Raw genomic sequence first — 13,822 nt, 5'->3', positions numbered from 1 at the left:
CTCACCCGGCCGTGAAATGTGGTGCGGTTCTGCAGGTCGCGTGAACCGGACCCACGGGGCACGTTACTCTGGCACGTAATATCTGCGCGAACCCAAACCGTTTTATTTATCAATGAGTCCACGGAAGGTCTGGAAAATGCCCCGGCAGCCCGCCAGCGCGTGGGAACAGCGTCTGTCGGTCCCGTTTCGTCCGTCGTCGTGTCACTGCGACCCACAGCCACGGCGCACACGCCCGCAGTGCCAGACGGCGGCGACTCCATAGAACAATGGCAACAGCAACAGCTCCCGACGAGGAGGAAGCACAGCACGAAGAGAGCGCACTGGAGACGGCCCGCCGGCAGCTCGCCCGGGCCGCCGAGTATCTCGACGTCGACGAGGGAACCATCGAGCGGCTCAACCACCCCGACCGCGTCCAGCGCGTCTCGATTCCGCTGAAGCGCGACGACGGCTCCATCGAGGTGTACACCGGCTACCGCGCCCAGCACGACAGCGTCCGCGGCCCGTTCAAGGGCGGCCTGCGCTTCCATCCGGGCGTCACCGAGGAGGAGTGCATCGGGCTCTCGATGTGGATGACCTGGAAGTGCGCCGTGATGGACCTCCCCTTCGGCGGCGGCAAGGGCGGCATCGTCGTCGACCCCAAGCAACTCTCCGAGGACGAGAAGGAGCGGCTCACCCGGCGCTTCGCCGAGGAACTGCGCGACCTCATCGGCCCGAAACACGACATTCCCGCGCCGGACATGGGCACCGGCCCGCAGGAGATGGCGTGGTTCATGGACGCCTACTCGATGCAGGAGGGCGAGACCATCCCCGGCGTCGTCACGGGCAAGCCGCCGGTCATCGGTGGCTCCTACGGCCGCGAGGAGTCCCCGGGTCGCTCGGTCGGCATCATCGCCGAACAGGCCATCGAGTACTACGACTGGGACATTTCGGACACGACGGTCGCGGTGCAGGGCTTCGGGTCGGTCGGCGCGTACGCCGCCCGCTACCTCGACGAGAAGGGCGCGAAGGTCGTCGCCGTCTCCGACGTTGACGGGGCCATCTTCGACCCGGACGGGCTCGACACGCAGGACGTCGAGGACCACGACGCCCGCCCCGGCATGGTGTCGGGCTACGACGCCCCGGAGAAGCTGACGAACGAGGAACTCCTCGAACTCGACGTGGACGTGCTCATCCCGGCCGCCATCGGGAACGTCCTCACCGCAGAGAACGCCCACGACGTGCAGGCAGACCTCATCGTCGAAGGGGCGAACGGCCCGACGACCACGACCGCCGACGAGATCTTCGCCGAGCGCGGCATCCCGGTCGTGCCGGACATCCTCGCCAACGCGGGCGGTGTCACCGTCTCGTACTTCGAGTGGCTGCAGGACATCAACCGCCGCCAGTGGTCGCTCGAACGCGTCAACGAGGAGCTCCACCAGGAGATGCTGAAGGCGTGGACCGCGGTGAAGGCCGAGGTCGAGGCGCGTGACGTGAGCTGGCGTGAGGCCACCTACATCGTCGCGCTCTCCCGTGTCGCCGAAGCGCACGAGGCACGCGGGCTCTGGCCCTAGTTCGGGTTCTCAGAATCGGTCTCTTCCTGCTGGGCGTAGACGCCTGCCCCGATGGCAGTCCCGAGAGCGATGCCGATGCTGAGCCAGAGTGCCAGGTCGCCGGTCACCGCACCGATTGCGCTCCCGATGGCGGCACCCAGTGCGACACCCAGGCCGACCGGAAGCCCCGAAGTATCGTTCATGCGTGAGAGATGTCGGTAGCCGAGATAATGCTATTCCTGCGCGGGCGAGTCCGTCAGTCCGAGGCTCGCGGGTCGGCCTGCCCAGCCGATATCTGCTCTGCCGTGTTCGGTTCGCGCACCCTCGCCTCCGGCAGGTCGTAGCCCCCGCTCGTATCGAACTGCTGGAGCCGAGAGAGCAGCTGTCGCGACTGGTCGGTCAACCGCCCCGCGCTCTCGGAGACGTGGCCCAGCGCGTTCGCGTTCGCCGACGCGCGGAACGCGGCCTGCGTCGGTTCTTTCGTCGCGCCGGTCGCGGACTCGGTGACGCGTTCGACCAGCGTGCCGACCTCCTGGGTGGAGTCCGCCTGCTGTTCCGTGGCCGTGGTTATCTCCTGGACGCCCTCGTTGGTGCGCTGGGCGTAGTCCGCCACCGAATCGAGCGCCTCGATGGCGCGTTCGACCTCGGCGACGTCCTCGGAGACGACGGCCTGGGTCTGTTCCATCTGGGCGACCGAGCGGTCGGTCTCCGCGGCGATGCGGTCGAGGCGTTCCTCGACGTTCTCGGCGGCCGCCTGCGTCTTCTCGGACAGCTCCTTGATCTCGGTGGCGACCGACTGCAGGCTCCCGCTCTGGGACTCGGTGATACCGGCGATACTGACTGCCTATTCGGGCGGGTACCCCGGCTGTGCACGCCGGCCGGCTGGCACGCGACCCCACCTCCTGTCGAGGAGCGACGCGATGGGCGTCGGTGCCCGGTCGCCCGAACCGGCACCTTTCAAATATTGCCGGTGCGCAGGACCGGTATGGTCAGACGCAGCGTCATGTTCTCGCCGGGCGACCGCCCGGAGCTGATGCGGAAAGCCCCCGGGACCGGTGCGGATACCATCATCTTCGACCTCGAAGACGCGGTCGCGCCACAGCGCAAGGACGAGGCCCGCGAGGCCGTCCGCGAGGTGCTCTCGGACCCCGAGTTCGACCCCGACTGCGAGGTCTGCGTGCGGGTGAACCCCACCGGGGAGGGGATGGACGCCGACGTGGACGCACTCGCGGGCGACCTTCGCCTGGACGCCCTGATGCTCCCGAAAGCCACCGGCGCGGCCGACGTGGACTGCCTCGACGACGCCTTCGAGGGTGCGACCCCGCCCGTCCTCGCGCTGGTGGAATCCGCGGCGGGCGTGCTCGCGGCCGCGGACATCGCTGGCGCGGACGTGACGGACGCACTGGTCTTCGGCGCGGAGGACCTCTCGGCGGACATCGGAGCGACGCGGACGAGCGACGGCACGGAGGTTCTCTACGCGCGCGAGAAGGTCGTCGTCGCCGCGGCCGCCCACGACATCGACGCCATCGACACCGTCTACACCGACTTCTCCGATACAGAAGGACTGGCCGACGAGACGGACTTCGCAATCCAGCTCGGCTACGACGGGAAGATGGCCATCCACCCGTCACAGGTCCCGGTCATCAACGACGCGTTCACGCCGGCCGACGACCGCATCGAGTGGGCCCGGGCCGTCCTCGACGCGAAGGCCGAGGCCGACGCCGAGGGCCGCGGCGTGTTCCAGGTCGACGGCGAGATGATAGACGCGCCGCTCATCGCGCAGGCCGAACGAGTGCTGGAGCGGGCGCGTGCGGCCGAGAAAATATAAGGACCTTAGTTTGGCTATAATTGTGGACTATGATTATAATTTCGCCACGCTTAACCCGTATCCCCGAGTCGTAACCGGTGATGACAGACGAGGCCAATCCCTTCGAGAGTCTCCAGGAGCAGATCGACGACGCCGCCGCCTATCTCGACGTCGGGACCGACGTACTCGAACGCCTCAAGCACCCCGAGCGAGTGCTGGAAACGAACCTGACCGTCGACATGGACGACGGCTCCATCGGCCGCTTCAAGGCCTTCCGCTCGCAGTTCAACGGTGACCGCGGCCCGTACAAGGGTGGTATCCGCTACCACCCGGGCGTCAGCCGCGACGAGGTCAAGGCCCTCTCGGGCTGGATGGTGTACAAGTGCGCCACCGTCGGCATCCCGTACGGTGGCGGCAAGGGTGGCATCGTCATCGACCCCTCCGAGCACTCGGAAGGCGAACTCGAACGTGTCACTCGTGCGTTCGCGACGGAGCTGCGCCCGCTCATCGGCGAGGACAAGGACATCCCCGCGCCGGACGTGAACACGGGCCAGCGCGAGATGAACTGGATCAAGCACACCTACGAGACGCTGGAGAACAAGACCGAACCCGGCGTCGTCACGGGCAAGGCCATCGAGTCCGGCGGGAGCGAGGGCCGCGTCGAGGCGACCGGCCGCTCCACCATGCTCGCCGCCCGTGAGGTCTTCGACTACCTCGACCGCGACATCAGCCAGGCCGACGTGGCCGTCCAGGGCTACGGGAACGCCGGCTGGATCGCCGCGAAGCTCATCGAGGAACTCGGCGCGAACATCGTCGCCGTCTCCGATTCCTCCGGCGCTATCCACAACCCCGACGGCTTCGACCCCGTCGCGGTCAAGGACTTCAAGCGCGAGACCGGCTCCGTCTCGGGCTACGAGGGTGCCACCGAGGAGTTCACCAACGAGGACCTGCTGACGATGGACGTCGACCTGCTCGTCCCGGCCGCACTCGAGAACGCCATCGACGGCGACCTCGCGAAGAAGGTCCAGGCCGACATCATCGTCGAGGCCGCGAACGGGCCGCTCACGCCCGACGCCGACGACGTGCTCACCGAGCGTGACGTCTACGTCGTCCCGGACATCCTCGCCAACGCGGGCGGCGTGACCGTCTCGTACTTCGAATGGGTCCAGAACCGCCAGCGGTTCCACTGGTCCGAAGAGCGCGTCAACGACGAGCTGGAGACCATCATCGTCGACGCCTTCGACCGCATGACCGAGGCCTACGAGTCCTTCGACACCCCGAACCTCCGCACCGCGTGTTACGTCAACGCCATCCAGCGCGTCGTCGACGCCTACACGGACGCCGGCAACTGGCCCTGAACCGACGGTCCCGATACCGCATTCTTCCCCGTTTTTCACCGCGTAGCCACGGCAGTCGGTCTCGCCAGTCCGGAGGATTGACCTTGCTTCGCGCCTAACTCACGCGAAAGCATGCGTGGCTCGGACCCGGGACTCTACCGGCGACTGGTCGACCTCCTCAAGGAACACAACCGGCTGTTCCTCGTGGCACTGTTCGCCTACGGCCTCATCGTGTTCCCCTACCTGAACGTCAACGGCTACCAGACCCTCGGGTCGGTCATCGGTATCATCTTCCTCGCGCTGATGTTCGTCGCGACCCGGGCGAACTTCGAGCGCGCGATGGACAAGCTGAAAGACGACGACGACGAGCGTCGCGGGTTCTGAGACGCCGTGACCTGAAAACGAGTTCTCGCGCCGTTACAGTCCGAGTTCGCGCCCGATGACGAGGTGTTGAATCTCGCTGGTCCCCTCGCCGATCTCCATCAGCTTCGCGTCGCGGTAGAACCGCTGCGGCGAGAAGTCCTCGGTGTAGCCGTAGCCGCCGAGCACCTGCACGGCGTCCTCGGCGACCTTGCGTGCCGCCTCGGAGGCGTCGAGCTTGGCCAGCGCGGAGGACTTGGTGACGTTCTTCCCCTGGTCGTACTGCCAGGCGGACTTGTGGGTGAGCAGGCGTGCGCGTTCGACCTTGCGCTCCATGTCGACGACCTTGTCGCGGATGGCGTCGAACTTGCAGATCGGCTGGCCGAACTGTTCGCGCTCTTTCGAGTACGACTTCGCGGCCTCGTAGGCACCCTGGGCGAGGCCGGTCGAGATGGCGGCGATGGAGATGCGGCCGCCGTCGAGCGTCTTCATCGTCTGCTTCCAGCCCTCGCCCTCCTCGCCGAGCAGTCGGTCCTCGGGGACGCGGACGTCGGTGAGCTTGATCTCACACGTCGGGGAGGCGTTCAGGCCCATCTTGTCCCAGATGGTCGTGACCTCGAAGCCGTCGTCCTCCTCGGGGTCGACGATGAACGTCGAGATGCCGTCGTAGCCCTCGCCGGGGTCGGTGACGGCCTTGACGAGGACGCTGCCTGCTTCAGACGCGTTCGTGATGAACTGCTTGGTGCCGTTGATGACCCACTCGTCGCCGTCTTTCTCGGCGGTGGTGTCCATGTCGGAGGCGTCCGACCCGCTGCCGGGCTCGGTGAGCGCCCACGCACCCATGTACTCGCCGGAGGCCAGCGGGGTGAGCCAGCGTTCTTTCTGCTCCTCGGTGCCGAACAGTTCGAGGGGCTTCGAGGCGAGGGAGGTGTGGGCGACGTACGAGAGCGCGACGGAGCCGGAGACACGGCCGAGTTCCTCCGCGACCACCGCGTACATGAGTGTGTCGCCGCCGAGGCCGCCGTACTCCTCGGAGATGGGCACGCCCATCACGTCGAGCTGACCGAGCTGGTCGAATATCTCCTGGGGGAACCGGTGTTCGTTCTCTATCTCCTGTGCGATGGGTTCGATCTCCTCGTCACAGAAGCGACGAACCTCCTCCTGAATCATCCGGTGCTCGTCGGGCAGCGTGAAGTCCATGTGCAAAACTTGCCAGCCCGCGAAATAAAGCCTTCTGTGCGCCGTTCGCCCCAGTGCCTCGATATGCATGCAGCCGAGGGTACTACCGTCGGAGGATTGTGGCGGCAGTCCCTCCCCTCCATGTCGACGGTTCCCACAATATCACTCCGTAGAACACGTATGTTTTTAGATTAGTAAAGCAGAAATTTTATGAATCGGTGCTTCGGTTTCATCCCTGTGCAACGACGTACATTCCTCTCCGGCCTCGCCACCAGTGCCGCGGTCAGCACTGGACTGACAGGACTGACAGCAGCCGCCGCTACCATCCCCGCGCTGGCGTTCGATTCGACGAGCAGTCTCCTCGCTGCCGATGGCTCCACCCTTTCGGACGACTCGCTCGTGGCCGTGTGGGCCGAGGACACCGCGACGAACGGCGACGCCGATGACGACGACGACGCCGTCGAGTACTCGGGTCGCATTCCGCTCGTGGCGGTCGACGAATCGAACGCCGGTGCGGTCGCCGGCTTCGGGACGATGCTCGTCCCCGACGACGCGGACTTCACGACCGGAAACGACGAGTTCGTCCTCAACGTGTGGGACGACCTCGTCGGCGGCGGGACCGTCCTCTGGGACGAGTCCCACGGCCAGTTCTACGACCTCGACTCGTTCCAGACGTTCGAGTCCTACGCCGAGGCCAACGGCTACGACGTGCAGGCGACCGGCGACCTCACGGCAGACCTGGGCAGCGCCGACGCCCTCGTCGTCACCTCCCCCGCTGACGCCTTCTCCGACGCCGAGAAGACCGTGCTCGCCGACTTCGTCGCGAACGGCGGTGCGCTCTTGCTCCACGACCAGTCCGACTTCTCGAACTACGACCAGACGGACAACCTGAACGCTATCGCAGAGGCCGTGGACCTCGCGTTCCGCTTCAACGACGACCAGGTGTTCGACTCGACCAACAACACGGGCGTCGACTACGTCCCGACGACGAGCGCGTTCAACGACGCGTTCGACTTCTTCGAGAACCGTGCCGGCATCGGTGCCAGCGGCCCGGACCTCGGGGTGGGCCAGACCTACGAGGTCGAGGTCGTGAGCGTCACCGACGGCGACACCGTCGACGTGCGCTTCCCCGGCGGCACCGTCGAATCTATCCGTGTGCTCGGCGTCGACACCCCCGAGAAGGGCGTCAACGCCGAGTTCGAGCGCCCGGAGGAGTGGGAGGGCCTTGGTGACGGGTCCGAGTCCGCACCGCTCCCGTCGCTCCAGTTCGGCTCCACCAGCGCCCTGCTCGCTGCTGACGGCAGCAAACTCACCGACGAGGACCTCGTCGCGGTGTGGGCCGAGGACTCCGCCTTCGTCAGCGACGCCGACGGGAACGGCGACGCGACGACCTACGGCGACGACCCGATTCCGCTCGCGGCGGTCGACGGCCGCGTCGCGGGCTTCGGCGCGATGCTCGTCAACGACGGGACTCCCTTCGAGTACGGCAACGAGGAGTTCCTCCTGAACGTGTGGGACGACCTCGTCGGCGGCGGGACCGTCCTCTGGGACGAGTCTCACGGCCAGTACTACGGGCTCTCCCAGTTCGACGGCTTCAGCGCCTACGCCGAGGAGAACGGCTACGACGTGCGTGCGACCGACGACCTCACCGGAGACCTCGGCGAGGCTGACGCCGTCGTCGTCACCAGCCCCGGCTACGGCTTCGACCAGTCCGAGATCGACGCGCTCGCTTCGTTCGTCAGTGAGGGCGGCGCGGTGTTCCTCCACGACCAGTCGGACTACAACGACTTCGACGCGACCGACGCGCTGAACGAACTCGCGGCCGGGCTCGACCTCGGCTTCGGGTTCGACGACTCGCAGGTGATGGACTACGAGTCCAACTCCGGCGCGCCGTTCCGGCCGACCACGACCAGCTTCGACGAGTCGCTGCCGTACTTCACCGACCGCCCGGGTGCCGGCGACGAGAACACCTACCCGTACCTGGCGTACTGGGCCGACGAGGCGACCGACTTCGCCCGCTCGCAGCTCGCCGGCCAGACGGTCGACCTCTGGTTCGACCCGAACGAGGGCGTCACAGACCCATTCGGTCGCCTGCTCGGCTACATCGGCTACGACGCCGACGGCTCCGGCTCGCGCGACGCGCTGTTCAACCGCCGGCTCATCTCGGAGGGCTACGCCCGCGTCTACGGCTCGGGCCTCTCCCGTCACGAGTCCTTCTGGAGCGCCGAGGCCGACGCCCGCGACTCGGACCGCGGCCTCTGGGCCCAGAGCGACCCCGAGAACTCACCCGCCATCCGCAACCGCAGCGTCGAGTCCATCTTCGTGCCGAACGCGGCCCGCGTCACCGTCTCCCGCGGGACGCTCGGTCGCGGCCACGTCGCCGCCTTCGCGGGCGACGACGCCTCCACGCCGGGCGCACCGCTGGCAGCCGTCGACCGCGGCAAGCGCGTCGCGATGGTCGGCGGGCTGCTCGTCGACGAGTCCTACGAGGCCGACGAGGACTTCGCGGTCTCCACGGCGAACTACGAGAACTTCGGCTTCCTGACGAACCTGCTCGACTCGCTCTCGGCGCGCGACGGTGATGTGCTCATCGACGGCGGCCACGGCCAGTTCGCCGCCGACTACGCGCTCTCCAGCGAGGACGCGGCGTACTACCAGCGCTTCCTCGAAGGCGTCGGCATCGGCTTCGAACAGGTGAACGACCTGACCTCGGACCGCCTCGCAGAGGCCCGAGCGCTGCTCGTCACCACCCCGACCGCGGCGCTCTCGGACGCCGAACTCGACTCGCTCGCCCGCTTCCGGGCCCGCGGCGGCGCGGTCGTCCTGCTGGGCGGCGCGGCCGCACCCGCGGACGCACGCGAGAACCTGAACACGGTCGCCGCCGCCCTCGGCTCCAGGCTCCGGCTCTCCGGCGACTTGGTCACCGACGCCACCGCGAACGTGAACGACGACCCGACCCTCCCGGTCACGGGGTCGTTCAACCCGGCGGTCGACGTGACCGACGCCGTCACGCCCGAGGCGTGGGGCGAGAACGCGGACGAACCCGGCAACGGCCCGAACGGCCCGCAGGGCAACAAGCCAGGCAAGGGTCCGAAAGGGAAGAAGCACTGAGCGGTCCGCCACCGCCGACGTCCGGTATCCGTGCCGAACTGTTTTTACCGCCCATCGCGTTTGCTTCCGACGTGCCGTTGCGGAACTGGGTTCGTGGGACCGTCCCGTGGGACGAGCTGGAGAAGGTCGGTCGAGAGCTTGCCCGCCGGTCGCCCGACGACGAGGTCCGTATCGAGTTCCTCGAGGCCGACAACTGGCTGTCGACCCCGCTGGTCGTCGACGACCGCTGGTTCGTGAAGATCATCACGCCCCAGAACGCGCTGGTCCACGCCCTGTTCACCACGGGCCGGAACCTCGGCGTGTTCTCCTCCGGGACCGAGGGCTTCTTCGACCGGTTCGACGGCCCCCTCCAGATGGCCGAACACGAGCTGGAGGCGACCCGGCGGATGCGCGACATCGGCCTGAACGCGCCCGAGCCCGTCGAGTCGTTCGGCGTCGACGACCTGGGCGTCCTCGTTCTGGAGTACCTGCCGTCGTTCCGGACGCTCGACGACGTGGGACCGAGCGAGGCCACCGCCCTCGCGGAGTCGCTGTTCCAGGTGCTCCGGGAACTCCACGACCACGGGCTGGCCCACGGGGACCTTCGTGCCGAGAACGTCCTCGTCGTCGATGGCGAGGTCTACTTCATCGACGCGACGAGCGTTCGCCAGGAGGGGCTCGCGGGTGCCCGCGCGTACGACCTCGCCTGTGCGATGGCGGTCCTTACACCGATGCTCCACGCGCGCGACACCGTCCGAATCGCGGCTTCGGTCTACCCGACCACGGACCTGCTCGCCGCCCGTGAGTTCCTCGACTTCGTGAAACTCCGCCCGGACCACGATTTCGACGCCGCGCTCGTCAAAGGGGAGATCGAGAAGGTCGCGAACTGAATGCGAACATCACGGATGGTCACATAGCAGGGTTTTTAGCACGCCCCAGCGAAAATTTTGCCAGATATGAGCCAGCAGGCTACGGAGACCTATCAGCACTACATCGGCGGTGAGTGGACCGACGGTACCAGTGAGGAGACGTTCGAGAGCAAGAACCCGGCGACGGGCGAGACGCTCGGCGAGTTCGCTCGCGGCACACCGGAAGACGTAGAGACGGCCCTCCAGGCGGCCGACGACGCGTTCGAGGAGTGGCGTGAACTGTCCCACATCGACCGCGCGGAGTACCTCTGGGAGATCTACCACGAGCTCCGCGAGCGCACCGAGGAGCTGGCCGAGGTCGTCACCAAGGAGTGCGGGAAGGAGATTTCCGAGGGTCGCGCCGACGTCATCGAGGCGTACCACATGGTCGAGTGGGCAGCCGGTGACGCCCGCCACCCGAAGGGCGACGTGATTCCCTCGGAGATTCCGAGCAAGGACGCCTACATGCGCCGCAAGCCGCGGGGCGTCGTCGGCTGCATCACGCCGTGGAACTTCCCGGTCGCCATCCCGTTCTGGCACATGGCCGTCGCGCTCGTCGAGGGCAACACCGTCGTGTTCAAGCCTGCGGAACAGACGCCGTGGTGCGCCCAGATCATCGCGGAGATGTTCGAGGATGCCGGCATCCCCGACGGCGTGTTCAACATGGTGCAGGGCTTCGGTGACGCCGGTGCCCAGATCGTCGACGACGACCGCACCGACACCGTCCTGTTCACCGGCTCCGCCGAGGTCGGCAACGAGGTCGCCTCGAAGGTCGGCGGCATGCCCGGCAAGCTCGCCGCCTGTGAGATGGGTGGCAAGAACGGCATCGTCATCACCGAGGAAGCGGACCTCGACGTCGCCGTCCACTCCGCCGTGATGTCGAGCTTCAAGACGACCGGTCAGCGCTGTGTCTCCTCCGAGCGCCTCATCGTCCACGAGGACGTCTACGACGAGTTCAAAGAGCGCTACGTCGAGATCGCGAAGAACGTCTCCGTGGGCGACCCGCTCTCGGAGGACACGTTCATGGGCCCGGCCATCGAGCCCCAGCACGTCGAGAAGATCGGCCGCCACAACGAGATGGCCGAGAAGGAGGGCGCGAACGTCCTCGTCGACCGTTACGACCTCGAGGACAGCGAGATTCCGGACGGTCACGAAGACGGCAACTGGGTCGGCCCGTTCGTCTACGAGATCGACTACGACCCGGACCTGCGCTGCATCAAGGAGGAGTGTTTCGGCCCGCACGTCGCCCTGATGAAGTACTCGGGTGACATCGAGGACGCCGTCGAGATTCACAACGACACCCCGTACGGTCTCGCCGGTGCCATCATCTCCGAGGACTACCGCCAGATCAACTACTTCCGCGACAACGCCGAGATCGGCCTCGCCTACGGTAACCTGCCGTGCATCGGTGCCGAGGTCCACCTGCCGTTCGGTGGCGTCAAGAAGTCCGGCAACGGCTACCCGTCCGCTCGTGAGGTCATCGAGGCCGTCACCGAGCGCACCGCCTGGACGCTCAACAACTCGAAGGACATCGAGATGGCCCAGGGGCTGTCCGCGGATATCAAGACGACTTCCGACGACGACTGATCGGTGAGAACCGCCGTACAGCGTGTTCGAACTGCAGTCTCATCGGAATGCGACGACGACTGATCGGTGAGAACCGCCGTACGGCGTGTTCGGACTGCAGTCTCATCGGAATGCGACGACGACTGATCGGCCGGAATCACCGCGAGGTGGGTTCCCCGTAGACGTTTTTTCGACGCCAGTCAGAGCTGTACGACCGACAGGTACGTCGAGATACGGCTCCCGCCGAGGCGGAGGCTGCTACCCTCGTACTGCTCGACCTCCATGAGGAAGGTGTCGCCCTCGTTCACGCCGAGGACCGAGCATGACCGGACAAGGGGGTGAAACCGACCGGACTCCCAACACTTAATACCATGACAGTGTTACACACTGGCATGCTTAGTCGCGTTCGGTCGCGATTGTCGCGGGTTCTCCGGCGGGACCCCGAACGAACTGACCTCAGCATGAAAGACCGTGAGAAGGCGCTCGACAGCGTACAGCGACGCGCTATCGATACCGAACGCGAGCTGTATCGACGACGACACTGAGTGACTCGTTTTTCGCGGCTGTTACACTGGGGCGAGGCCGTGGCTCGAACCTGTTACTGTGGAACGTGAGGACGAGAGGCGAGATGTCCGTTCCGCGCTAGGCTCCTAGGTAGCCCCGCGGAACAGACGGTGGGCGCGGGCGTAGGTGCGACGGGCGTTGTGCCGGAATCGACGTGAAAAGCGTCTAACCGGCAACCGATGCTTGGTCGGCCTTACGTATAAATACCGTGGCTTCGGCACGAGTCACCGGCGGTCGTCGAGCGCGGGGAACTCATCGCGAACTCGCGCGACCTCGTCGGGGTCTACGTCAGCGTAGACGATGTCCGGGCGGTCGTCGGTCGTCGCGACCGGCGTCCCCCACGGGTCGAACACGGTCGAACGCCCGACGAGCGTCGCGTCCTCGAAATCCGCGCTCCCGTTGATGGTCGCGACGTAGGAGAGGTTCTCGATGGCGCGGGCGCGCGGCAGCGTCTGCCAGTGCTCGACGCGGGGGTACGGCCACGCCGAGGGGACGAGGAGCATGTCCGCTCCCTCGTCCACGAGGCCACGATACAGTTCCGGGAACCGCAGGTCGTAGCAGGTGGTCACGCCGATGGTGAACCCGCCGAGGTCGGCCACCGGGACGCGGTCCCCGGGCGTCAGCAGGCCGGTCTCCGCCGATTCGTAGCCGAACAGGTGGTGTTTCCGGTAGACGAGCTGGCGTTCGCCCTCGGCGTCGAACAGGACCGCCGTGTTGGCGAGCCCGTCCTCCGCGGGCGTGTACGCGTCGGTCTGCGCCCTGGTCTGCCCGAGGTCTTCGACGATACTCCCGGCCAGGACGGCCACGTCGTTCTCCAGTGCGGCATCGGAGAGCCTGGAGAGGGTCTTGCCGTGGAGCCCCTCCGCGTTCCGGGCGTACAGGTCGAACGAGAAGTACCCCACGTTGAAGAGTTCGGGGAGCGCGACGAGGTCGACACCACGGGCAGCCGCGGTCTCGATGGCGGTCTCGGCGCGGGCGACGTTGCCCGCCACGTCGGCGGGCTCGATCTGGAGTTGTGCCAGTGCGAGTTTCATGCTGGGAGGCCCAGATACTCTCGCATCGCGGCTTCGAGGTTGTCTAGCTCACCGTCCAGATGGGATTTGAAGTAGCGCTCGACGCCCGGTAGCTTCCCGTCGACCACGAAGCGATTCGAGAGCGTACACCCATCCTCGGTGGGGGTTATCTCGTGCTCGCCGGTCACGCGCATCACCTTGGAGCGCCCGACGAACTTCACGAACTCGGGTTCGCGTCGCTCGACGTCGCGTGTCCTGACGGCGGCTGTCTTATCGAGCAGGGGAATCGGGAGTTTGACGAACCACGTCGCTTCCTGTCCCGCCTCGTCGTCGAGTCGGAAGTCGTCGACGACGCTGATGGGGCGCGCCCGGAGCTCGGGGTCGGAGATGAACTCCCAGACGCGTTCGGGGTGTACCGGAAACTCGAACGTCCGCTCTACCCGGACTGTCATATGCCATCTGGTGGCTA

The 13,822-nt window shown here is 66.6% G+C and carries 12 protein-coding genes; 7 read left to right on the top strand and 5 right to left on the bottom strand.

Annotation, left to right across the window (positions count from 1 at the left end):
* The first annotated feature begins 266 nt into the window (after positions 1-266).
* The gene (gdhB, locus tag ACSC1S_RS07020) at positions 267-1,550 is read left to right on the top strand and encodes a glutamate dehydrogenase GdhB (RefSeq protein ID WP_435363721.1); all 1,284 of its coding nucleotides are present in this window, start codon (positions 267-269) and stop codon (positions 1,548-1,550) included.
* Here gdhB and ACSC1S_RS07015 read toward each other — a convergent pair.
* Both ACSC1S_RS07015 and ACSC1S_RS07010 read right to left on the bottom strand, forming a co-directional pair.
* Positions 1,547-1,732 (bottom strand): glycine zipper domain-containing protein, encoded by a 186-nt coding sequence (locus tag ACSC1S_RS07015; protein WP_435363720.1) that lies wholly within the window; start codon positions 1,730-1,732, stop codon positions 1,547-1,549. The genes gdhB and ACSC1S_RS07015 overlap by 4 nt on opposite strands.
* Positions 1,733-1,785: 53 nt before the next feature.
* Positions 1,786-2,331: a methyl-accepting chemotaxis protein gene (locus ACSC1S_RS07010; protein WP_435364593.1), complete on the bottom strand. Its 546-nt coding sequence runs from the start codon at positions 2,329-2,331 to the stop codon at positions 1,786-1,788.
* 183 nt (positions 2,332-2,514) lie between these two features.
* Here ACSC1S_RS07010 and ACSC1S_RS07005 point away from each other — a divergent pair, with 183 nt between their 5' ends.
* The 3 genes from ACSC1S_RS07005 (at position 2,515) to ACSC1S_RS06995 (ending at position 5,057) form a co-directional block, all read left to right on the top strand.
* A complete protein-coding gene (locus tag ACSC1S_RS07005) occupies positions 2,515-3,357 on the top strand; it encodes an HpcH/HpaI aldolase/citrate lyase family protein (protein ID WP_435363719.1) in 843 nt (280 codons plus the stop codon).
* An 80-nt stretch (positions 3,358-3,437) separates the two neighbouring features.
* Positions 3,438-4,694, top strand: coding sequence for a Glu/Leu/Phe/Val family dehydrogenase (locus ACSC1S_RS07000; protein WP_435318150.1), 1,257 nt, complete (start codon positions 3,438-3,440; stop codon positions 4,692-4,694).
* A 111-nt stretch (positions 4,695-4,805) separates the two neighbouring features.
* Positions 4,806-5,057: a hypothetical protein gene (locus ACSC1S_RS06995; RefSeq protein ID WP_435363718.1), complete on the top strand. Its 252-nt coding sequence runs from the start codon at positions 4,806-4,808 to the stop codon at positions 5,055-5,057.
* 33 nt (positions 5,058-5,090) lie between these two features.
* On the opposite strand, the gene ACSC1S_RS06990 is transcribed toward ACSC1S_RS06995, so the two are convergent.
* Positions 5,091-6,233: an acyl-CoA dehydrogenase family protein gene (locus ACSC1S_RS06990; protein WP_435318148.1), complete on the bottom strand. Its 1,143-nt coding sequence runs from the start codon at positions 6,231-6,233 to the stop codon at positions 5,091-5,093.
* Positions 6,234-6,449: 216 nt separating this feature from the next.
* Here ACSC1S_RS06990 and ACSC1S_RS06985 point away from each other — a divergent pair, with 216 nt between their 5' ends.
* From ACSC1S_RS06985 to ACSC1S_RS06975, 3 genes are all read left to right on the top strand, one after another.
* Positions 6,450-9,323, top strand: coding sequence for a thermonuclease family protein (locus tag ACSC1S_RS06985; protein WP_435363717.1), 2,874 nt, complete (start codon positions 6,450-6,452; stop codon positions 9,321-9,323).
* Positions 9,324-9,394: 71 nt separating this feature from the next.
* On the top strand, positions 9,395-10,192 hold the full coding sequence (locus ACSC1S_RS06980; protein WP_435363716.1) for an RIO1 family regulatory kinase/ATPase domain-containing protein: 798 nt from the start codon (positions 9,395-9,397) through the stop codon (positions 10,190-10,192).
* 66 nt (positions 10,193-10,258) lie between these two features.
* A complete protein-coding gene (locus ACSC1S_RS06975) occupies positions 10,259-11,797 on the top strand; it encodes an aldehyde dehydrogenase family protein (protein WP_435318145.1) in 1,539 nt (512 codons plus the stop codon).
* A 767-nt stretch (positions 11,798-12,564) separates the two neighbouring features.
* On the opposite strand, the gene ACSC1S_RS06970 is transcribed toward ACSC1S_RS06975, so the two are convergent.
* Both ACSC1S_RS06970 and ACSC1S_RS06965 read right to left on the bottom strand, forming a co-directional pair.
* Positions 12,565-13,374, bottom strand: coding sequence for a nitrilase-related carbon-nitrogen hydrolase (locus ACSC1S_RS06970; protein ID WP_435363715.1), 810 nt, complete (start codon positions 13,372-13,374; stop codon positions 12,565-12,567).
* Positions 13,371-13,805, bottom strand: coding sequence for an SRPBCC family protein (locus ACSC1S_RS06965; RefSeq protein ID WP_435363714.1), 435 nt, complete (start codon positions 13,803-13,805; stop codon positions 13,371-13,373). The genes ACSC1S_RS06970 and ACSC1S_RS06965 overlap by 4 nt, the downstream gene beginning before the upstream one ends.
* Positions 13,806-13,822: the final 17 nt, after the last annotated feature.

It is taken from the genome of Haloarchaeobius pelagicus, from assembly GCF_051207375.1.
Taxonomy (GTDB): Archaea; Halobacteriota; Halobacteria; order Halobacteriales; family Natrialbaceae; genus Haloarchaeobius.
The sequence above is the reverse complement of the archived record's forward strand: the minus strand, read 5'-3'. Positions and strand labels throughout refer to the sequence as shown.